Origin of the sequence: Pseudomonas alcaligenes, assembly GCF_014490745.1 — a bacterium.
Classification (GTDB): Bacteria; Pseudomonadota; Gammaproteobacteria; order Pseudomonadales; family Pseudomonadaceae; genus Aquipseudomonas; species Aquipseudomonas alcaligenes_C.
The window spans coordinates 4,640,205-4,659,427 of record NZ_LZEU01000001.1 but is presented as its reverse complement, the minus strand read 5'-3'; the positions used below and the strand labels follow the sequence as shown (position 1 = coordinate 4,659,427).

Annotated in this window: 20 protein-coding genes and 1 other RNA gene; 11 read left to right on the top strand and 10 right to left on the bottom strand. The window is 67.2% G+C overall.

Features of this window, described 5'->3' with window-relative positions:
- Positions 1-29: 29 nt before the first annotated feature.
- On the bottom strand, positions 30-479 hold the full coding sequence (locus tag A9179_RS21355; RefSeq protein WP_187808201.1) for an EVE domain-containing protein: 450 nt from the start codon (positions 477-479) through the stop codon (positions 30-32).
- 202 nt (positions 480-681) lie between these two features.
- On the opposite strand from A9179_RS21355, the gene A9179_RS23070 reads away from it, so the two are divergent.
- A complete protein-coding gene (locus A9179_RS23070) occupies positions 682-810 on the top strand; it encodes a hypothetical protein (protein ID WP_262410633.1) in 129 nt (42 codons plus the stop codon).
- A 48-nt stretch (positions 811-858) separates the two neighbouring features.
- Here A9179_RS23070 and A9179_RS21350 read toward each other — a convergent pair whose 3' ends face one another.
- The 4 genes from A9179_RS21350 to A9179_RS21335 form a co-directional block, all read right to left on the bottom strand.
- A complete protein-coding gene (locus tag A9179_RS21350) occupies positions 859-1,458 on the bottom strand; it encodes a 5-formyltetrahydrofolate cyclo-ligase (protein WP_187808200.1) in 600 nt (199 codons plus the stop codon).
- Between the two features lie 8 nt (positions 1,459-1,466).
- Positions 1,467-1,645: non-coding RNA, 6S RNA (gene ssrS / locus A9179_RS21345), on the bottom strand.
- Between the two features lie 34 nt (positions 1,646-1,679).
- Positions 1,680-1,994 carry a cell division protein ZapA gene (locus tag A9179_RS21340; RefSeq protein ID WP_187808199.1) on the bottom strand — a complete coding sequence of 105 codons (315 nt, stop codon included), beginning with the start codon at positions 1,992-1,994 and terminating at the stop codon, positions 1,680-1,682.
- The gene (locus tag A9179_RS21335) at positions 1,991-2,200 is read right to left on the bottom strand and encodes a TIGR02449 family protein (protein ID WP_187808198.1); all 210 of its coding nucleotides are present in this window, start codon (positions 2,198-2,200) and stop codon (positions 1,991-1,993) included. Before A9179_RS21335 ends, A9179_RS21340 begins: the two co-directional genes overlap by 4 nt.
- Before the next feature lie 189 nt (positions 2,201-2,389).
- Here A9179_RS21335 and A9179_RS21330 point away from each other — a divergent pair, with 189 nt between their 5' ends.
- The 10 genes from A9179_RS21330 to gcvP all read left to right on the top strand — a co-directional run bounded on the left by A9179_RS21330 (position 2,390) and on the right by gcvP (position 14,897).
- Positions 2,390-2,944, top strand: coding sequence for a YecA/YgfB family protein (locus A9179_RS21330; RefSeq protein ID WP_187808197.1), 555 nt, complete (start codon positions 2,390-2,392; stop codon positions 2,942-2,944).
- 13 nt (positions 2,945-2,957) lie between these two features.
- Positions 2,958-4,292, top strand: coding sequence for a Xaa-Pro aminopeptidase (gene pepP, locus A9179_RS21325; RefSeq protein WP_187808196.1), 1,335 nt, complete (start codon positions 2,958-2,960; stop codon positions 4,290-4,292).
- A 4-nt stretch (positions 4,293-4,296) separates the two neighbouring features.
- Positions 4,297-5,481, top strand: coding sequence for a 2-octaprenyl-6-methoxyphenyl hydroxylase (ubiH, locus tag A9179_RS21320; protein ID WP_187808195.1), 1,185 nt, complete (start codon positions 4,297-4,299; stop codon positions 5,479-5,481).
- A gap of 6 nt (positions 5,482-5,487) precedes the next feature.
- Positions 5,488-5,973, top strand: a complete 486-nt coding sequence (locus A9179_RS21315; protein WP_187808194.1) for a DUF4442 domain-containing protein — start codon at positions 5,488-5,490, stop codon at positions 5,971-5,973.
- 9 nt (positions 5,974-5,982) lie between these two features.
- On the top strand, positions 5,983-7,200 hold the full coding sequence (locus A9179_RS21310) for a 2-octaprenyl-3-methyl-6-methoxy-1,4-benzoquinol hydroxylase (RefSeq protein ID WP_187808193.1): 1,218 nt from the start codon (positions 5,983-5,985) through the stop codon (positions 7,198-7,200).
- A 170-nt stretch (positions 7,201-7,370) separates the two neighbouring features.
- On the top strand, positions 7,371-8,372 hold the full coding sequence (locus tag A9179_RS21305; protein WP_187808192.1) for an extracellular solute-binding protein: 1,002 nt from the start codon (positions 7,371-7,373) through the stop codon (positions 8,370-8,372).
- A gap of 123 nt (positions 8,373-8,495) precedes the next feature.
- Positions 8,496-10,115 (top strand): ABC transporter permease, encoded by a 1,620-nt coding sequence (locus tag A9179_RS21300; RefSeq protein ID WP_187808191.1) that lies wholly within the window; start codon positions 8,496-8,498, stop codon positions 10,113-10,115.
- 155 nt (positions 10,116-10,270) lie between these two features.
- On the top strand, positions 10,271-11,353 hold the full coding sequence (gcvT, locus tag A9179_RS21295; RefSeq protein WP_187808190.1) for a glycine cleavage system aminomethyltransferase GcvT: 1,083 nt from the start codon (positions 10,271-10,273) through the stop codon (positions 11,351-11,353).
- A 188-nt stretch (positions 11,354-11,541) separates the two neighbouring features.
- Positions 11,542-11,931 (top strand): glycine cleavage system protein GcvH, encoded by a 390-nt coding sequence (gcvH, locus tag A9179_RS21290; RefSeq protein ID WP_187808189.1) that lies wholly within the window; start codon positions 11,542-11,544, stop codon positions 11,929-11,931.
- Positions 11,932-12,020: 89 nt separating this feature from the next.
- A complete protein-coding gene (gene gcvP / locus A9179_RS21285; protein WP_187808188.1) occupies positions 12,021-14,897 on the top strand; it encodes an aminomethyl-transferring glycine dehydrogenase in 2,877 nt (958 codons plus the stop codon).
- A 146-nt stretch (positions 14,898-15,043) separates the two neighbouring features.
- On the opposite strand, the gene A9179_RS21280 is transcribed toward gcvP, so the two are convergent.
- The 5 genes from A9179_RS21280 to A9179_RS21260 all read right to left on the bottom strand — a co-directional run bounded on the left by A9179_RS21280 (position 15,044) and on the right by A9179_RS21260 (position 19,210).
- Entirely contained in the window at positions 15,044-16,315 is a 1,272-nt protein-coding gene (locus A9179_RS21280) for an esterase/lipase family protein (protein ID WP_187808187.1), read from the bottom strand.
- 44 nt (positions 16,316-16,359) lie between these two features.
- Positions 16,360-16,683, bottom strand: coding sequence for a DUF2388 domain-containing protein (locus tag A9179_RS21275; RefSeq protein WP_187808186.1), 324 nt, complete (start codon positions 16,681-16,683; stop codon positions 16,360-16,362).
- Positions 16,684-16,771: 88 nt separating this feature from the next.
- Complete coding sequence (locus A9179_RS21270; protein WP_187808185.1) at positions 16,772-17,833, bottom strand: GGDEF domain-containing protein; 1,062 nt, start codon at positions 17,831-17,833, stop codon at positions 16,772-16,774.
- A 13-nt stretch (positions 17,834-17,846) separates the two neighbouring features.
- Positions 17,847-18,293, bottom strand: coding sequence for an NfeD family protein (locus A9179_RS21265; protein ID WP_187808184.1), 447 nt, complete (start codon positions 18,291-18,293; stop codon positions 17,847-17,849).
- A complete protein-coding gene (locus A9179_RS21260; protein WP_187808183.1) occupies positions 18,290-19,210 on the bottom strand; it encodes an SPFH domain-containing protein in 921 nt (306 codons plus the stop codon). Before A9179_RS21260 ends, A9179_RS21265 begins: the two co-directional genes overlap by 4 nt.
- Positions 19,211-19,223 lie beyond the last annotated feature (13 nt).

Sequence of the window (19,223 nt, the reverse complement as noted above, 5' to 3'; positions counted from 1 at the left end):
CTCCGTGATAACACAGTGCGCGGGGCGACTCAACGCAGGGCGAGGATGGCCGTCCATTCGGCGTCGCTGACGGGCATTACCGACAGGCGGCTGCCCTTCTGCACCAGGGCCAGGTCGGCCAGTGCCGGCTCGTTGCGCAGGCGCGCCAGGGGTAGCACGCGCGGGAAGGCCTCGACGAATTCGACGTCCAGCGCGCTCCACGGATTCTTCGCGTGGCTGGCCTTGGCGTCGAAGTAGTGGCTGTGCGGATCCAGTGCCGTGGGGTCGGGGTAGGTCGGCCCGGCAATCCGCGCAATACCGGCAATGCCCGGTTCCGGGCAGCTGGAGTGGTAGAAGAAGAACAGCTCGCCCACCTGCATGCTGCGCAGGAAGTTGCGCGCCTGGTAGTTGCGCACGCCATCCCAGCGGGCGCGGCCGAGTTGTTGCAGGTGGTGGATCGACAGTTCGTCGGGTTCCGATTTCATCAGCCAAAAAGGCATGAACTTTGCTCCTGTTTGCCGGTCTTTGCGCTGGGATTGAATCTCGTTCCCGTAACTGACAGCTGGTTGGCGCCAAAAACTGTGTAGTTCTTCGCTGCTCTCGGGCGGCAGAAGGTTCAGGCTAGACGCCGCTTTAACGGCAAAATAATAAAACCGCCGCCGGTCAATCGAGCAGTGTGCCTGGGAAGGGGGAGGCAGACACATGAAACGCAAGCCAGATCTATTGTGGGTATTGGTCATCCTGTTCAGTCTGGGGATGGTTACTACCGGTTACACCCAGAGTCTGTGGGATCGCCAGAGCGGCCCATCGGTCGAGCTGACGCAGCAGTAAGCCCGGCTCGCGAATGCCGCAGGGATCGCGGCCGTTCCACCCTTCTCTTCAGGCGTACCAGCGCCTGTCCGTGACCACCGCCTGCAGCGGTACATCCCAACTGGCCAGCGCCAGGCGATCGACTTTCTGACATTCATGGGCCAGGCCCAGCAGCGTCGGTTTGTGCCAATTTTTGCGCAAATGGCGATAGGCCAGATTGCGGTCGTAGAAGCCGCCGCCCATGCCCAGGCGGCCACCCTGTTCATCGAAGCCCACCAGCGGCAGCAGCACCAGATCCAGTGCCCAGGCGGGCCGCTGGCGGGCCTGGCAGGCGCGCGGCTCGGCGATGCGGAAGCGGTTGCGGCCCATGGCCTCGCCGGCGTGGGTGCGCTGGAAGCTCATGCGCGTGCGCGGCCAGCGGCTCAGTACCGGCAGGTAGGTGGCCTTGCCGCGGCGCTGGGCGGCGCGCAGCAGCGGGCGCGGGTCGATTTCGCCATCGCTGGGCAGGTACAGGGCGACATGGCGGGCGCGGCGGAACAGCGGATGCTGCGCCAGCTGACGATACAGCTCGCGGGCGGCACGGCGTTGTTGCAGGGGCGAGAGTTGGCGGCGCGCCTGGCGTAGCTGGCGGCGCAGGGCCGGGCGGGAGAGGGTGCCGGCTTCATGCATGGAAATGAGGACTCCCCGGTTGTGCCGCTGTCGGGTTAGCCCTTGAACCCGAAAGTTCAAGGTGGAGATTGCAGGGGGCGTTAAGGCTTTCCGTCAGGCGGACATGCACACCGGCCCCACTTGCAACCCCCGTGGTTGTGCGTATCGGCTCAGGGACATCACCGACTGGCCAACACACCAGGGAGCTGATCGCGAGTATACCCGAATCGACCGCTCTGCAATCAGCTTCCCGGGCCATCCTGATCGGCGGCCAGGGCGTGGTCGACGCGATCGAGCAGGTCGCGCACCTGTTCGCGGGCCGCGCTGGCCTGCTGATCCAGGCGCTCCTGCTTGTGCAGCAGGTCGTGGGTGATGTTCAGCGCGGCCATTACCGCGATGCGGTCGCCGCCGATGACTTTGCCGCTGCTGCGGATCTCGCGCATCTTGCCGTCCAGGTAGCGCGCAGCGCTTTCCAGGTTGGCCCGCTCGTCTGCCGGGCAGGCGATGCAGTATTCCTTGTCGAGGATATGTACGGTGACGGTATTGGCTTGGCTCATGTGTCCTGCTCCAGGGCCTTGAGGCGCGAAATCATCGATTCGACCTTGTGCCGGGCCATTTCGTTCTTTTCGATCAGATGGGCGCGTTCCTCGCGCCAGGCCTTCTCGCTGGCCAAGAGGGCAAGGTTTTGCGACTTGAGCTGCTCGACGCGCTGGATCAGCAGACCCAGTTTGCGTGTCAGGGCTTGCAGTTCGACGTCTTCCATGGGCTCCCTACCTGGGCAATGAGTGGCGGAACTATAAAGGATTGTCTGCGCCAAGAGGCGACCGGGTCGCGATTCTCGAGGCCGGGCGCGACTGGCTGCCGCATGCCTTCGATGGTCTTGCCGCGCCTGCCGGTGCTAGGATACGAAGCCTCCATTCTAGTGATTGCGCCTCGCAGCGCCTAGTTGCCCATGTCGACTTCGAACTCCCCTTACGACGCCTTTGCCGCCCTTCTGGCAAGCACCGGCAAACCCGTTTCCCCGGCCGAACTGCACGGCCTGTTGCTCGGTCGCAGCTGCGCCGGTGCCGGCTTCGAGGCCGAGCCCTGGCTGCAGGATGCCGCCGAACTGCTCGGTGGCGAACCGGCGGACAGCGTGCGCCAGGCGCTGATCGGCCTGCAGGAAATGGTCAAAGGCGAACTGTCCGGCAGCGACATCACCCTGGTGCTGCTGCTGCCCGCTGACGAGGCGCCGCTGGTCGAGCGGGCCAAGGCCCTGGGCCAGTGGTGCCAGGGTTTCATCGACGGTTTCGGCATGACCCTCGGCAATGCCGCGCTCAGCGCCGAGGCGATGGAAGTGCTGCAGGATCTGTCGGCCATTTCCCAGGTGCAGAGCGCCCTGGAAGAGTCCGAGGACGGCGAGAACGACTACATGGAAGTGATGGAGTACCTGCGCGTCGCGCCGCTGCTGCTGTTCACCGAGTGTGCCAAGGCTCCGGCCGCGGCCGCCAAACCTTCCCTGCATTAAGGTCATCAACGCCATGGTCAGCATCCCCAAGTCGGAATACGCCCGTCGGCGCAAGGCGCTGATGGAGCAGATGGAGCCCAACAGCATCGCCATCCTGCCGGCGGCGCCGGTGTACATCCGCAACCGCGATGTCGAGCATATCTACCGCCAGGACAGCGACTTCCAGTACCTCAGTGGCTTCCCCGAGCCGGAAGCGGTGCTGGTGCTGATCCCCGGCCGGGCCCATGGCGAATACGTGATGTTCTGCCGCGAGCGCGACCCGGAGCGTGAGCTGTGGGACGGCCTGCGCGCCGGCCAGGATGGCGCCATCAGTGCCTTCGGCGCCGACGATGCCTTCCCCATCGGCGATATTGACGACATCCTCCCGGGGCTGATCGAAGGCCGCGAGCGGGTCTACTACGGCATCGGTCGCAACCAGGAATTCGACCACCGGCTGATGGAGTGGATCAACGTGATCCGCTCCAAGGCGCGCCAGGGTGCGACGCCGCCCAACGAATTCGTCGCCCTCGACCATGTGCTGCACGACATGCGCCTGTACAAGTCGGCCAATGAAGTGAAAGTCATGCGCGAGGCCGCGGAAATCTCCGCCCGTGCCCATATCCGCGCCATGCAGGCCAGCCGTGCCGGCCTCGCCGAGTACCACCTGGAAGCCGAGCTGGACTACGAGTTCCGCAAGGGCGGGGCGAAGATGCCGGCCTATGGCTCGATCGTCGCCGCCGGCAAGAACGCCTGCATCCTGCACTACCGCGAGAACGACGCGCCGCTCAAGGATGGCGACCTGGTGCTGATCGACGCCGGCTGCGAGATCGACTGCTACGCCAGCGACATCACCCGCACCTTCCCGGTCAGCGGCAGTTTCTCGGCCGAGCAGAAGGCCATTTACGAGCTGGTGCTCAAGGCCAACGAGGAGGCGTTCAAGCACATCGCCCCGGGCAAGCACTGGAACGAGGCCCACGAGGCCACTGTGCGGGTGATCACCGCCGGCCTGGTCGATCTGGGCCTGCTCGAAGGCGAGGTTGAGGCGCTGATCGCCAGCGAAGCCTACAAGCCTTTCTACATGCACCGTGCCGGCCACTGGCTGGGCATGGACGTGCACGATGTCGGCGAATACAAGGTCGGCGGCGAGTGGCGCGTGCTCGAGCCGGGGATGTGCATGACCGTCGAACCGGGCATCTACATCGCCGTCGACAACCAGAACGTGGCCAAGAAGTGGCGCGGCATCGGCGTACGCATCGAGGACGACGTGGTGGTGACCAAGAGCGGTTGCGAAATCCTCACCACCGGCGTGCCGAAAACGGTCGCCGAGATCGAAGCGCTGATGGCGGCTGCGCGCAGCCAGGCCGCCTGAGCCCATGAGTCGCGTGCAACTGGCCATCGTTGGCGGTGGCCTGGTTGGCGCCAGCCTGGCCTTGGCCCTGCAGGCCGGCGCCAAGGCGCGTGGCTGGCGCATCCTGCTGGTCGAGCCGTTCGCTCCCGGCGAGGGTTACCAGCCCAGCTACGATGCCCGTTCCACTGCACTGTCCTACGGCAGCCGGCAGCTCTACGAGCGCTTGGGGTTGTGGGGCGCGATCGGCCAGCGCGCCGAGCCGATCAGCCAGATCCACGTTTCCGATCGCGGCCGTCTCGGCGCCACCCGCCTGCAGGCGACGGACGAAGGCGTGCCGGCGCTGGGCTATGTGGTGGAGAACGCCTGGCTCGGCCACTGTCTGTGGCAGGCCCTCGACCCCGAAGTGGTGAGCTGGCGCTGCCCGGCCGAAGTCACCCGCCTGCAGGCGCTGGGTGACGGCTACCGCCTGACCCTGAACGACGACAGCCAGATCGACTGCGATCTGGCCGTGCTGGCCGATGGCGGCCGCTCCGGCCTGCGCGAGCAGCTGGGCATTGCAGTCAAACACACGCCTTACGACCAGTGCGCACTGATCGCCAACGTCAGCCCGGCCGAGCCCCACGGCGGCCAGGCCTTCGAACGCTTCACCAGCGACGGCCCGCTGGCCCTGCTGCCACTGGCCGACAACCGCTGCGCGCTGGTGTGGACGCGCCCGCCGGTAGACGCTGAGCGTCTGCTCAACCTGCCTGATGCGGCCTTCCTCGGCGAACTGCAGGAAGCCTTCGGCTATCGCCTGGGCGCCTTGCGCCAGGTTGGCGCCCGCCATCTGTATCCACTGGCGCTGGTCGAGGCCAGCGAGCAGGCCCGCCCGCACCTGGTGGTGCTGGGCAATGCCGCGCACAGCCTGCACCCGGTGGCGGGGCAGGGCTACAACCTGTCGCTGCGCGACACCCTGGTGCTGGCCGAGACCCTGCTGGACAGCCCGGCGCCGCTCGGCGACTTCGCCACTCTGCAGCGCTACCTGGCGCGCCAGCAGCAGGATCAGGCGCTGACCGTGGGTTTCTCCGACCGTCTGCCGCGCCTGTTCGGCCGTGGCGAGTCGCTGCTAGTTGCCGGGCGTACCCTCGGTCTGCTCGGCCTCGATCTGTTGCCGCCAGCCAAGCGCTGGTTCGCTCGCCAGGCCATGGGCCTGGGTACCCGTTCGCTGTGAGACTGTTTGATGAGTGACCGTAAACTGGCGCGCCGCGCCCGCCTGCTGCGCCTGGGCCTGAACCTCTACCCGCCCTATATCGGCGCCGGCATCCGCGTGCAGCAGATCAGCCCGGACTGCCGCCAGGCGCGGGTGAAGATGGCGCTGCGCTGGTACAACCGCAACTTCGTCGGCACCCAGTTCGGCGGTTCGCTGTACAGCATGGTCGACCCCTTCTACATGCTGCTGTTGATGCCGCTGCTGGGCGATGACTACATCGTCTGGGACAAGGCCGCCAGCATCGACTTCATCACTCCGGGCAAGGGCCCGGTGTATGCCGACTTCCGTATCGACGACGCCCTGCTGGCGCAGATCCGCGAGAAGACCGCCGGTGGCGAGAAATACCTGCCCGAGCTGCAGGTGGATATCCGCGACGCGGCCGGCACCCTGGTGGCCACCGCGCACAAGACCCTCTACGTACGCCTCAAGCCGCGTGTGCGGCAGGCGGGATAAGGACAGCCCATGCAAGCGGATCTGATCATCGTTGGTGCCGGCATGGTCGGCAGTGCCCTGGCCCTGGCCCTGGAGCACAGCGGCCTGGAGATCCTGGTGGTCGATGGCGGCCCGCTCAGCGTTAAGCCGTTTGCCGCCGATGCGGCCTTCGAGCCGCGGGTCAGCGCCCTGTCCGCCGCCAGCCAGCGCATTCTCGAACGCCTCGGCGTCTGGGATGGCATCGTCGCGCGGCGCGCCTCGCCCTACCGCGACATGCAGGTGTGGGACGGCTCCGGCACCGGCAGCGTGCATTTCTCCGCCGCCAGCGTGCATGCCGAATCGCTCGGCCACATAGTCGAGAACCGCGTGGTGCAGGACGCCCTGCTCGAGCGCCTGCATGACAGCGATATCGGCCTGCTCGCCAATGCCCGCCTGGAACAGCTGCGTCGCAGCGGCGACGGCTGGCTGCTGACCCTGGCCGACGGTCGCGAGCTGCGCGCACCGCTGCTGGTGGCCGCCGACGGCGCCAACTCGGCGGTACGCCGCCTGGCCGGCTGCGCTACCCGCGAGTGGGATTACTTGCACCACGCCATCGTCACCAGCGTGCGCTGCGCCCGCCCGCACCAGCGCACGGCCTGGCAGCGCTTCACCGACGACGGCCCGCTGGCCTTCCTGCCGCTGCAGCGCGGCGACGACCAGCACTGGTGCTCGATCGTCTGGTCGACCGTACCGGCCGAGGCCGAGCGCCTGATGGCGCTGGATGACCTGGCCTTCCGCCATGAACTGGGCAAGGCCTTCGAATGGCGCCTGGGCGAAGTCAGCCAGGTCGACCCGCGCCTGTGCATCCCGTTGCGCCAGCGTCATGCCAAGCGCTATGTGGAAAGCGGCCTGGCACTGATCGGCGACGCCGCCCACAGCATCCACCCGCTGGCGGGGCAGGGGGTCAACCTGGGGTTCCTCGATGCCGCAGTGCTGGCCGATGTGCTGCTGCATGCGCTGGAGCGTGGCGAGCAGCCGAATGACGTACGTGTACTGAGCCGTTACGAGCGCCGCCGCATGCCGCACAACCTGGCGATGATGGCGGCGATGGAAGGCTTCGAGCGCCTGTTCCAGGCCGACCCGCTGCCGCTGCGCTGGCTGCGCAACAGTGGCCTGAACTGGGTCGACGAGCTGCCGGAGGCCAAGGCCCTGTTCGTCCGCCAGGCCCTCGGTCTGGTTGGTGATCTGCCGCCGCTGGCCAGCCTGTAGGGCGGGTGAAGCCCGCGGGCGGAGATTTCTGCGGGTGCGGCAAGTGCGGGTTTCACCCGCCCTGCGGCACTGCGCCGCCTCGGCGAAACACTTGGTTTTAAGATAGCCCTACAGCTCGCAGCTGAGACTGACTATCATTCATGGCTTTCGCAGCCACGAGAGTCCTGCCCATGTCGCTTCGCCCACGCCTGTTCGCCGCCCTGGCCCTGAGTGCTGCCGTCACCGCCGCGCACGCTGCCGAGGAAGTGGTGGTGTATTCCTCGCGCATCGACGAGCTGATCAAGCCGGTATTCGACGCCTACACGGCCAAGACCGGGGTGAACATCAAGTTCATCACCGACAAGGAGGCGCCGCTGATGCAGCGCATCAAGGCCGAGGGCGACAACGGCGTGGCCGACCTGCTGATCACCGTGGATGCCGGTAACCTGTGGCAGGCCGAGCAGATGGGCATCCTGCAGCCCATCGAGTCGCCGCTGATCGATGCCAACATTCCGCCGCAGTACCGCTCCAGCAGCCATGCCTGGGCGGGCCTGTCGCTGCGTGCGCGCACCATCGTCTATTCCACCGACCGCGTGCAGCCGAGCGAGCTGAGCACCTACGAGGCGCTGGCCGACAGCAACTGGGAAGGTCGCCTGTGCCTGCGCACCGGCAAGAAGGTCTATAACCAGTCGCTCACCGCCACCCTGATCGAGACCCACGGTGCGGCCAAGGCCGAGCAGATCCTGCAGGGCTGGATCAACAACCTGGCCACCGACGTGTTTGCCGACGACAACGCGGTGATCCTCGCCGTGGATGCCGGCCAGTGCGACGTCGGCATCGTCAACAGCTACTACTACGGGCGCCTGCACCAGGCCAATCCCGAACTGCGCGCCAAGCTGTTCTGGCCGAATCAGGGTGACCGCGGGGTGCACGTCAACCTGTCCGGTGTCGGCCTGACCAAGCACGCGCCGCACGCCGCAGCGGCCAAGCAGCTGGTGGAGTGGATGACCACGGCCGAGGCGCAGAGCCTGTTCGCCGACATCAACCAGGAGTTCCCGGCCAACCCGGCGGTCAAGCCGTCTGCCGAAGTACAGGCCTGGGGTGCGTTCAAGGCCGACACCATCCCGGTCGAGGTGGCCGGCAAGCGCCAGGCCGAGGCGATCAAGATGATGGATCGGGTCGGCTGGAACTAAGCCGCGGGTTGCCCATTCTGGGCTAAAAATGGCCTCGGCTCGTTCAATCGCGAGTTCTGCCAGTCGCTATACTCGACGCCCCGGCCCGCCGGGGCGTTTCGTTTGTACCGCCAAGGAGTCTGCGTGGCCCATTCCGTTCAGCGCCGCTGGTACCCGATCAGCTTCGCCATCGCCGCGCTGGTGCTGCTGCCGCTGTCGGTGCTGCTGCTGTCCTGGCAGCAGATCGATCAGGAAATCTGGGCGCACCTGTGGGCCACCCAGATGCCGCGCCTGCTCGGCAACACCCTGGTGCTGGTGCTGGGCGTCAGTTGCGGGGTGACCCTGCTCGGCGTCAGCCTGGCCTGGCTCACCAGCCTCTGCGAGTTTCCCGGGCGGCGCTGGCTGGACTGGGCGCTGATGCTGCCGTTCGCCATCCCCGCCTATGTGCTGGCCTTCGTCTTCATCGGCCTGTTCGATTTTTCCGGGCCGCTGCAGAGCCTGCTGCGCGAGTGGTTCGGCATGGGCATCCGCCTGCCGCGGGTGCGTTCCACCGGCGGGGTGATCATCGTCCTGGTGCTGGTGTTCTATCCCTATGTCTACCTGCTCGCGCGCAGCGCCTTCCTGGCCCAGGGCAAGGGCCTGATGGAGGCGGCGCGGGTGCTCGGGCAGAGCCCCTGGCAGGCGTTCTGGCACGTCGCCCTGCCGATGGCGCGGCCGGCCATCGGCGCCGGCCTGGCGCTGGCGATCATGGAGACCCTGGCCGATTTCGGCGCGGTGGCGGTGTTCAACTTCGATACCTTCACCACGGCCATCTACAAGACCTGGTACGGCTTCTACAGCCTGTCCAGCGCCACCCAGCTGGCCAGCCTGCTGCTGCTCGCCGTGCTGCTGGTGCTGTATGGCGAGCGCCGTGCCCGCGGTGCCAGCCGGCCCAGCAACGAGCGCCCGCGCGGCCAGGTGCTGTATCACCTGCATGGCTGGAAGGCGGTGCTGGCCAGCGGCTGGTGCGGCCTGGTGTTCGCCTGCGCCTTCGTGGTGCCGCTGCTGCAGCTGCTGGTGTGGTTCTGGCAGCGTGGCCGCTTCGACCTGGACGAGCGCTATGTCGGCCTGATCCTGCACACCCTCTACCTTGGCGGCCTGGCCGCGCTGGTCACGGTGGCGGTGGCGCTGTTGCTGGCCTTCGCCCGCCGCCTGGCGCCGACCCGCCCGGTGCGCGGCGCGGTGAGCCTGGCCAACCTCGGCTATGCCTTGCCCGGCTCGGTGCTGGCGGTGGCGCTCATGCTGGCCTTCAGTTACCTCGACAAACAGCTGGTGATCCCGCTGTCGAACTGGTTCGGCGGTGCCGGCCAGCCCCTGCTGCTGGGCAGCCTGGTGGCGCTGCTGCTGGCCTACCTGGTGCGCTTCATGGCGGTGGCCTACGGGCCGCTGGAAAGCAGCCTGGCGCGGATTCGCCCGTCGCTGCCGCAGGCCGCGCGCAGCCTCGGCGTCGGCGGCCCGGCGCTGTTCCTGCGGGTCTACCTGCCGTTGCTGGTACCGGGCGCGCTGTCCGCCGCGCTGCTGGTGTTCGTCGACGTGCTCAAGGAAATGCCCGCCACCCTGCTGATGCGCCCCTTCGGCTGGGACACCCTGGCGGTGCGCATCTTCGAGATGACCAGCGAAGGCGAATGGGCGCGTGCCGCACTGCCGGCGCTGAGCCTGGTGCTGGTCGGCCTGTTGCCGGTGATCGGCCTGATTCGTCGCTCGGCCCGCCAGCCGGGGCACTAGGCCTGGCGCGAGCGGACTGGGCGGTCATTTTGCGAGATGACCAGACGCCTTTGCGGGGCTACAATGCGCGCCTGCCGACGCAGCCCGACCATGCAACCCGCTTCCGCTGCAGGCCACGGCCGGCGCGGGCGGGCGTCTAGCACAAGGAGTTTTCCATGGGACAGCGTACCCCTCTGTACGAACAGCATCTGGCGCTCGGCGCCAAGATGGTCGATTTCGGTGGCTGGGACATGCCACTGCACTACGGCTCGCAGGTCGAGGAGCACCATCAGGTGCGTCGTGACTGCGGCGTGTTCGACGTATCCCACATGACCGTGGTCGACGTCACCGGCCCCCAGGCCAAGGCCTGGCTGCAGTACCTACTGGCCAACGACGTCGAACGCTTGAAGACCCCGGGCAAGGCGCTCTACAGCGGCATGCTCAACCCGCATGGCGGGGTGATCGACGACCTCATCGTCTACCTCACCGACTGGGGCTACCGCGTGGTGGTCAACGCCGCCACCCGTGACAAGGATCTGGCCTGGATGCAGCAGCAGACCGCCGGCTTCGACGTCACCCTGAGCGAGCGCGCCGAGCTGGCCATGCTCGCCATCCAGGGCCCCAACGCCCGCGCCAAGACCGCCGAGCTGGTCAGTGCTGCGCGTGCCGCGATAATCAACGAACTCAAGGTGTTCCAGGGCCTGCCGGAAGGCGACTGGTTCATCGCCCGCACCGGCTACACCGGTGAAGACGGCCTGGAAATCATGCTGCCGGCCGCCGAGGCCGCCGGTTTCCTCGCCGAACTGGTCGGCGCCGGCATCGCCCCGATCGGCCTCGGTGCGCGCGACACCCTGCGCCTGGAAGCCGGGATGAACCTGTACGGCCAGGACATGACCGACGATGTGTCGCCGCTGGCCGCCAACATGGCCTGGACCATCGCCTGGGAGCCGGCCGAGCGCAACTTCGTCGGCCGCAGCGCCCTGGAAAGCCAGCGCGCTGCCGGCGACCAGCCCAAGCTGGTCGGCCTGGTGCTGGAAGAGCGCGGCGTGCTGCGTGCCCACCAGGTGGTGCGCATCGACGGCGTCGGCGAAGGCGAGATCACCAGTGGCAGCTTCTCGCCGACCCTGGGCAAATCCATCGCCCTGGCCCGCGTGCCGGCCGCTACCGGCGAACGCGCCGAGGTGGAAATTCGCGGCAAGTGGTACCCGGTACGCGTCGTGCAGGCGAATTTCGTGCGCAACGGCAAGGCCGTTATCTGACTCCACGATTTGCTGCGCGTCGGCCATGCGGCGTTGGCAGCGAGTTCAGAATGCTCATTTACACTAGTAAACTGCGCTTCTTCACTCGTTGCTGCCTTGCCTGGTTCTAGCTCGCTAAATCGTGACTGGCTTTGAACTGCTAATTTTTCCGGGCGGGTCTTCCGCTCCCTGATTTCGAGGAATCCGACATGAGCAATATCCCCGCCGATCTGCGTTACGCCGCCAGCCACGAGTGGGCCCGCCTGGAAGCCGACGGTACCGTCACCGTGGGCATCTCCGACCACGCTCAGGAAGCCCTGGGCGACGTGGTCTACGTCGAGCTGCCGGAAGTTGGCAAGCAACTGGCCGCTGGCCAGGAAGCCGGTGTGGTGGAGTCGGTGAAGGCCGCCTCGGACATCTACGCACCGATCGCCGGTGAAGTGGTCGCGGTCAACGAGGCGCTGTCCGACAGCCCCGAGCTGGTCAACGGCGAGCCCTACAACGCCTGGTTCTTCAAGCTCAAGCCGAACAACGCCGCCGACCTGGACGGCCTGCTCGACGCCGCCGGCTATCAAGCCGCCAGCTCCGCCGACGCCTGAGTTCAAGCGCCGCGCCTGCTGCGCGGCCTGACGATTTCCGCTGTCGAGCCTCGCTAGTCGAGGCTCTGTCATTTTCCGAGAGTCCCGCCATGTCCCAGACGCCCAGTCTCGCCCAGCTGCACCAGCCCGATGCCTTCCTTCGTCGTCACCTCGGCCCGGACGCCGGCGAGCAGCAGGCCATGCTGTCCGCCCTTGGCGTGGCCAGCCGCGACGAACTGATCGTGCAGACCGTGCCGCCGGCCATTCGCCTGAATCGCCCGCTGGATCTGCCGGTGGCGCTGGACGAGCGCGCTGCCCTGGCCAAGCTCAAGGGCTATGCCGAGCAGAACCAGCAGTGGACCAGCCTGATCGGCATGGGCTACCACGGCACTCTCACCCCGACGGTGATCCTGCGCAACGTGCTGGAGAACCCGGGCTGGTACACCGCCTACACCCCCTACCAGCCGGAAATCGCCCAGGGCCGCCTGGAAGCGCTGCTGAACTTCCAGCAGCTGACCATCGACCTCACCGGCCTGGATCTGGCCAGCGCCTCGCTGCTCGACGAAGCCACCGCCGCCGGCGAAGCCATGGCCCTGGCCAAGCGCGTGGCCAAGTCGAAGAGCAATCTGTTCTTCGTCGACGAGAACTGCCACCCGCAGATCATCTCGGTGGTACAGACCCGCGCCGATGGCTTCGGTCTCGAGGTGGTGGTCGGCCCGCTGAGCGAACTGGGCCAGCATCAGGTATTCGGTGCCCTGCTGCAGTACCCGGACACCCACGGCGAAATCCATGACCTGCGCCCGCTGATCCAGCAGCTGCACGAGCAGAACGCCCTGGCCTGCGTCTCCGCCGACCTGCTCAGCCTGCTGCTGCTGACCCCGCCGGGTGAGCTGGGTGCCGACGTGGTGTTCGGTTCGGCCCAGCGCTTCGGCGTGCCGATGGGCTACGGCGGCCCGCACGCGGCATTCTTCGCCACCAGCGACGCCTACAAGCGCGCCATGCCGGGGCGCATCATCGGCGTGTCCAAGGACGCCCGTGGCAACACCGCGCTGCGCATGGCCCTGCAGACCCGTGAGCAACATATCCGCCGCGAGAAGGCCAACTCCAACATCTGTACCTCGCAGGTACTGCTGGCCAACATCGCCAGCTGCTACGCGGTGTACCACGGCCCGCAAGGCCTCAAGCGCATCGCCCAGCGCGTGCACCGGCTGACTGCGATCCTTGCCGCCGGCCTGCAGCAGAAGGGCATCCAGCGGGTCAACCAGCACTTCTTCGACACCCTGACCCTGGACGTCGGCGGCATCCAGACCGCTGTGCTGGAGTCGGCCAAGGCGGCGCGCATCAACCTGCGCATCCTCGGTCGCGGCAAGCTCGGCGTGAGCCTGGACGAGACCTGCGACGAGCAGACCGTCGAGCAACTGCTGGCGATCTTCCTCGGCGCCGATCACGGCCTGTCGGTGGCCGAGCTGGACGCCGGTGAACTGCCGCAGGGCATCCCCAGCGGCCTGCTGCGCAGCTCGGCCTACCTGAGCCACTCGGTGTTCAACACGCACCACAGCGAAACCGCCATGCTGCGCTACCTCAAGCGCCTGGAGAACAAGGATCTGGCGCTCAACCAGTCGATGATCCCGCTGGGCTCCTGCACCATGAAGCTCAACGCCACCAGCGAGATGATTCCGATCACCTGGCCGGAATTCGCCAACCTGCACCCCTTCGTGCCGGTCGAGCAGGCTGTCGGCTACAAGCTGATGATCGACGAGCTGGAAGAGTGGCTGCGCGCCATCACCGGCTTCGACGCCATCTGCACCCAGCCCAACTCCGGCGCCCAGGGCGAGTACGCCGGCCTGCTGGCGATCCGCAAGTACCACCAGAGCCGCGGCGACGAGCACCGCGACATCTGCCTGATCCCGGCTTCGGCCCACGGCACCAACCCGGCCACCGCGCAGATGCTGAGCATGCGCGTGGTGGTGGTGGACTGTGACGCCGCCGGCAACGTCGACATGGACGACCTCAAGGCCAAGGTGGCCGAGGCCGGCGACAAGCTGGCCTGCCTGATGATCACCTACCCGTCCACCCACGGTGTGTACGAGGAAGGCATTCGCGAAATCTGCGAGGTGATCCACGCCGCCGGCGGTCAGGTGTATATGGACGGCGCCAACCTCAACGCCCAGGTTGGTCTGGCCCGTCCGGCCGATATCGGCGCCGACGTGTCGCACATGAACCTGCACAAGACCTTCTGCATCCCGCATGGCGGTGGCGGCCCGGGCATGGGCCCGATCGGTGTGCGCGCGCACCTGGCGCCCTTCGTGGCCAACCACCCGGTGATCGAGCTGCAAGGCCCGAATCCGCAGAACACGGCAGTCAGCGCCGCACCCTGGGGCAGCGCGAGCATCCTGCCGATCAGCTGGATGTACATCGCCATGATGGGCCCGCAACTGGCCGACGCCACCGAAGTGGCGATCCTCAACGCCAACTACCTGGCCAGCCAGCTGACCGGCGCCTTCCCGGTGCTCTACACCGGCCGTAACGACCGTGTCGCGCATGAATGCATCTTGGATTTGCGTCCGCTCAAGGCGGAAACCGGGATCAGCGAGGAAGACGTGGCCAAGCGCCTGATGGACTACGGCTTCCACGCACCGACCATGAGCTTCCCGGTACCGGGCACGCTGATGATCGAGCCGACCGAGAGCGAGTCCAAGGAAGAGCTGGATCGCTTCATCGAGGCGATGCTGAGCATCCGCGCCGAGATCGGCAAAGTCGCCAGCGGCGAATGGCCGGCCGAGGACAACCCGCTCAAGCGCGCGCCGCACAGCCTGGCCGACGTGACCGGGGTATGGGAGCGCCCGTACAGCATCGAGGTGGCGGTGACGCCGTCTGCGCACACCCGTGCGCACAAGTACTGGCCGGCGGTGAACCGGGTGGACAACGTCTACGGCGACCGCAACCTGTTCTGCGCCTGCGTGCCGATGGATGACTACCGCGAGTAAACCGTCGCGCTGACAAAGAGGCCGCCCCACTGGGCGGCCTCTTTGTTTCCGCCACAGCGCATCATTGTTCTGTAGGAGCGAGCTCTGCTCGCGAACGGTACCGCCGTTGCCCGTTTCGCGAGCAGAGCTCGCTCCTACAAGGTCGTCTATCGCCCGGGCGCGCAGCCATCCGCGGGCAATGAATCCAGCGCCCGCTGCAGCAGGGCTTGGCTGCGCGCGCTGTGCATGATGCCGGTGTGGTTCTCCTCCACCAGGTACAGGCGCTCGGCCTCGTCCTGGGCGGCCGGCAGCAGCTCGCTGGCCAGCGGCACGGTGCCGTCGTTGGGCTGGGCGATCATCCGGCTGTTGCCGGCATAGGCGACCAGCTGCCACTGGCGGATATGCTCGTCCAGTGGCTTGGCGAACAGCTGCTGCAGATAGGGGCTGCCGGGCGCCATGTCGCGCCACACCGGCACGTCCAGCGGTACCCGCGACACCCCGGTAGCCGCCGATGGATGGCCACCCCAGGGCGTGGCCAGGGTCAGCAGCAGGCACAGTGGCTCAGCGCCGCCGCCCGGTTCCAGCAGTTGCACGGTACGCCGCGCCACCAGGCCGCCCATGCTGTGGGCGAACAGGTGCAGGCGGGTGGGTGCGAAGCGCAGCTGCACGTCGCGCAGTGCCTCGCTGAGCAGGTAGGCGCTGTTGTTCAGCGGCAGGCCCGAGGGGTAGTGGAACAGCAGCAGCTGGAAGCGCGAACGGTCGATGCCGGCGGCCAGCTCGCGCCAGATGGTCGGTGAACTGTTGATGCCGTGCAGCAGCACGATCGGTTCCTTGTGTGCGTCCCAGGGCTCCAGCAGGTACAGGCCGTAGCCGACCTCGCTGAGGAAATCCAGCGGCTGCCAGGCGCCCTGGGCAGTGCGCTCGGCGGAGAAGCGCGGGTCGTCGAAGTCGACCACCTGCAGGTAGTTGTGGCGCACCCGCGGCAGCTCGCGATAGAGCGCATCAAGGCTGAGGTCGATGGCTGGCAGCGGGCTGCCGTCGGCCGCTGTTGGCTGCAGCAGATTTAGCTGGCCGAGGGCAGTGCGCTCGGCTGCGCTGGGCTGCACCTGGAAGGGGGCGGTCTGCGGCTTGGGCAGCCAGTGGCGCGGCTCGTCGGCATCCAGGCGCAGGTTGCCGTTGCGATCCTCGAAGGCCAGCAGCTGGTAGTCGCCAGCGGCCACGCTGAAGTAGAACAACCCGCCGGGGCGCACGCTGCGGTAGGCCTGCAGATGGCCGTCGCTGAGCAGGGCGACCAGCGCCGGCTGGCTGGCGGCCGCATCCAGGTGGCCGGGAATCAGCACCTGGGTCTGTTGCGCGGTGCGCATCTGCCGATCCAGCGCCAGCAGCTCGCAGCCGCTCAGTAGTGCGGCTAGCAGCAGCCACAGCATCGATTTCGACATCCCTGTTCTCCATGCGCATCCGACCGCCGGAGTCTAGTCGATCACTAGTGCGTCGGCGGCGCGCTGCCCTGGATCAGCAGGGCCTGGGCCAGTTCCTCGTCGCTGGCCTGCAACTGCGGATGCTCGGCGCGCAGCCGCTGCAGCGCGGCCTGCAGGTGGGCGCCGCGGATCTGCCCGGCACTGGCAACAAAGGCGCTGGCCTCGTCGCGGGTGGCCAGGCGCTGTTTGTCGTCCTTGACGGTCAGGTAGGTGGAGGCGGTGAGGGCGCCCGAGGACAGTACGTCGCGCCAGAATCCGGCGTGTGCCAGAACCGGGGCGATGAGCAGGGCGAGCAGGAGGAGAACGGCGAGGCGGCGGGACGGGCACATGGGGCAGCTCCTGGTGAGCGGTACCTATGACTTCAGAGGTGCCGCGCCGGCCTGGAGTTCCGGTTTTCGGACGAGTTGCCGCGCTGGCTCAGGTCGCCTCGGCCAGGCTGGCACCGATTACCCGGTTGCGCCCCTGCTCCTTGCCGCGATACAGGCGCCGGTCGGCGCAGCGGTACAGCTCGTCCGGGCTCTGGCCGTCCCGTGGCCATTCGGCGAGGCCGAAGGTGGCCGACAGCTCGATGGTCGCGCCGGCGTAGGTCAGCGGCTGCGCGCAGAGCAGCTGGCGCAGATCCTCCAGCAATGCCAGGGCACTGGCGGAATCGGTACTGCGCAGCAGCAGGCCGAACTCCTCGCCGCCCAGCCGGCCGAGGCTGTCGGTGCTGCGCAGACGCCCCTGGAGCAACTCGCAGACATGGCGCAGGGCATGGTCGCCGGCCTCGTGGCCATGCTGATCGTTGACGCACTTGAAATGGTCGATGTCCATCAGTGCCACCACCAGCGGGCTCTGGCTGCGCCCGGCTTCCTTGAGTGCGCGCAGCAGCTCGGCGGTGAAATGGCCGCGGCTCTCGGCACCGGTCAGCGGGTCGGTCTGTGCCTGGCGCTGCAGCTCGCTGAACACCGCCGCCCGGCGCGTCTCGTAGAGGTGGACGAAGACCACGATCAGCGCGCCGCAGAGGATGGCGTTGCCGGCATCGATCCACTGCATCGCGCTGCCCGGCAACGGGTGGCGCAGGTAGTAGAGTAGCAGGCCGGCGAGCATGAAGGGCAGGGCCAGGTGCATGCCGCGGCGCTTGCCGAGCAGCAGGTAGGAGAGCACCGGCATCAGGTAGATCCACACGAAGGCGACGGCCGAGGCCCGCGGCATCAGGCTGATGTAGAGGATGAAGGCGAAGGTCGGCAGCAGGTAGAGGTAGATCCACAGCTCCAGGCGGCGGGCGCTGTGGATGCCGCGCCCGGCCAGCAGCAGAACCAGGCAGGTGATGACCTCGAGGCTGGCGAACAGGTGGTTGCCGGAGCTGAACTGCAGCAGCGAGAAGGCACCGATGGTCAGTCCGGTGGCCTTGCAGATCAGGCTCATCAGCGCACGCCGGTCGCTGTCTTCCAGTCCGGTCTGGGCGCCCTGTGGCGTGCGTGGCTGCCGTTCGTGCATGGGCTGTCCTCGCCTAGACGGCTTCGACCCGCAGCAGCACACCGTCCTGGCCGATCACCCGCACCTCGCTGCCGGCCGGCAGGTCGGCGCCGCTGACCAGCCACAGGCTGTCGCCGGCCTTGATCTTGCCGCGCCCGCCGACGATTGCCTCGTGCAGCACGAAGGTGCGGCCGAGGAACTCGCTGCCACGCTGGTTCAGCCCCGGTGCGTCCGAGGGTTTCGTGGTGCTGCGCTGGCGTTGCCACCAGAACACCGCGGTGAGCACCGAGAGCACGCCGAACAGGAGGAACTGCCAGGCCCAGGGCAGCGCCGGGAACAGGTAGGTGAGCACGCCGAGGCTGGCGGCGGCCAGGCCGACCCACAGCAGGTAGCCGCCGGCGCCGAACACCTCGAGGATCAGCAGCAGGGTGCCGAGGGCCAGCCAGTCCCAGGAGGAGAGGTGCTGCAGGTAGCTGATCATGCTTTCTTGTCGCCGAAAGTGGCCTTGACGATCTCGCCGATGCCGCCGACCGCGCCGATCACCTGGCTGGCGTCCAGTGGCATCAAGATCACCTTGCTGTTGTTGGCCGAAGCCAGCTGGCCAAGGGCCTCGACGTATTTCTGCGCGACGAAGTAATTGACCGCCTGCACGTTGCCGCCGGCAATGGCCGCGGACACCACCTGGGTCGCCGCCGCCTCGGCCTGGGCCGAGCGCTCGCGGGCCTCGGCCTCGAGGAAGGCAGCCTGGCGGTCACCCTCGGCCTTGAGGATCTGCGCCTGCTTGTGGCCTTCGGCGGTGAGGATGGCTGCCGAACGCGAACCTTCGGCTTCGAGGATCTGCGCGCGCTTGAGGCGTTCGGCCTTCATCTGGCTGGCCATCGCCTCGACCAGATCGGTGGGCGGGGTGATGTCCTTGATCTCGATACGGGTGATCTTGATGCCCCAGGGCGCGGTGGCTTCGTCCACGGTCTTGAGCAGGCGCTCGTTGATCGAGTCGCGCTGGCTGAGCATGGCGTCCAGCTCCATGGAGCCGAGCACGGTACGGATATTGGTCATCACCAGGTTGCGGATGGCGTGTTCGAGGTTGTTCACCTCGTAGGCCGCCTGTGCCGAGTTGATCACCTGGAAGAAGCAGATGGCGTCGATCTGCACGATGGCGTTGTCGGCGCTGATCACTTCCTGCGGCGGGATATCCAGCACGCTTTCCATGACGTTGAGCTTGCGGCCGATGCGATCCATCACCGGCACGATGATGTTCAGCCCCGGCTTGAGCGTGTTGGTGTAGCGGCCGAAGCGTTCCACCGTCCACTCGTAGCCTTGCGGCACCACCTTGAAGCCCATGAACACGATGGCCACGGCCAGGCCGACGAAGAGGAAGACGAAGCTGCCGATCTGCATGAAAGACTCCTTT

What these genes read in the sequence shown, in the direction of transcription:
- A9179_RS21305 (WP_187808192.1), top strand. Translation starts at nt 7,371, where the DNA reads ATGTCGCTTCGCCCACGCCTGTTCGCCGCCCTGGCCCTGAGTGCTGCC.
- A9179_RS21355 (WP_187808201.1), bottom strand. Translation starts at nt 479, where the DNA reads ATGCCTTTTTGGCTGATGAAATCGGAACCCGACGAACTGTCGATCCAC.
- ubiH (WP_187808195.1), top strand. Translation starts at nt 4,297, where the DNA reads ATGAGTCGCGTGCAACTGGCCATCGTTGGCGGTGGCCTGGTTGGCGCC.
- A9179_RS21270 (WP_187808185.1), bottom strand. Translation starts at nt 17,833, where the DNA reads ATGCACGAACGGCAGCCACGCACGCCACAGGGCGCCCAGACCGGACTG.
- A9179_RS21310 (WP_187808193.1), top strand. Translation starts at nt 5,983, where the DNA reads ATGCAAGCGGATCTGATCATCGTTGGTGCCGGCATGGTCGGCAGTGCC.
- A9179_RS21340 (WP_187808199.1), bottom strand. Translation starts at nt 1,994, where the DNA reads ATGAGCCAAGCCAATACCGTCACCGTACATATCCTCGACAAGGAATAC.
- A9179_RS21350 (WP_187808200.1), bottom strand. Translation starts at nt 1,458, where the DNA reads ATGCATGAAGCCGGCACCCTCTCCCGCCCGGCCCTGCGCCGCCAGCTA.
- A9179_RS21330 (WP_187808197.1), top strand. Translation starts at nt 2,390, where the DNA reads ATGTCGACTTCGAACTCCCCTTACGACGCCTTTGCCGCCCTTCTGGCA.
- gcvH (WP_187808189.1), top strand. Translation starts at nt 11,542, where the DNA reads ATGAGCAATATCCCCGCCGATCTGCGTTACGCCGCCAGCCACGAGTGG.
- A9179_RS21265 (WP_187808184.1), bottom strand. Translation starts at nt 18,293, where the DNA reads ATGATCAGCTACCTGCAGCACCTCTCCTCCTGGGACTGGCTGGCCCTC.
- A9179_RS21335 (WP_187808198.1), bottom strand. Translation starts at nt 2,200, where the DNA reads ATGGAAGACGTCGAACTGCAAGCCCTGACACGCAAACTGGGTCTGCTG.
- A9179_RS23070 (WP_262410633.1), top strand. Translation starts at nt 682, where the DNA reads ATGAAACGCAAGCCAGATCTATTGTGGGTATTGGTCATCCTGTTCAGT.
- gcvT (WP_187808190.1), top strand. Translation starts at nt 10,271, where the DNA reads ATGGGACAGCGTACCCCTCTGTACGAACAGCATCTGGCGCTCGGCGCC.
- A9179_RS21275 (WP_187808186.1), bottom strand. Translation starts at nt 16,683, where the DNA reads ATGTGCCCGTCCCGCCGCCTCGCCGTTCTCCTCCTGCTCGCCCTGCTC.
- A9179_RS21280 (WP_187808187.1), bottom strand. Translation starts at nt 16,315, where the DNA reads ATGTCGAAATCGATGCTGTGGCTGCTGCTAGCCGCACTACTGAGCGGC.
- A9179_RS21260 (WP_187808183.1), bottom strand. Translation starts at nt 19,210, where the DNA reads ATGCAGATCGGCAGCTTCGTCTTCCTCTTCGTCGGCCTGGCCGTGGCC.
- pepP (WP_187808196.1), top strand. Translation starts at nt 2,958, where the DNA reads ATGGTCAGCATCCCCAAGTCGGAATACGCCCGTCGGCGCAAGGCGCTG.
- gcvP (WP_187808188.1), top strand. Translation starts at nt 12,021, where the DNA reads ATGTCCCAGACGCCCAGTCTCGCCCAGCTGCACCAGCCCGATGCCTTC.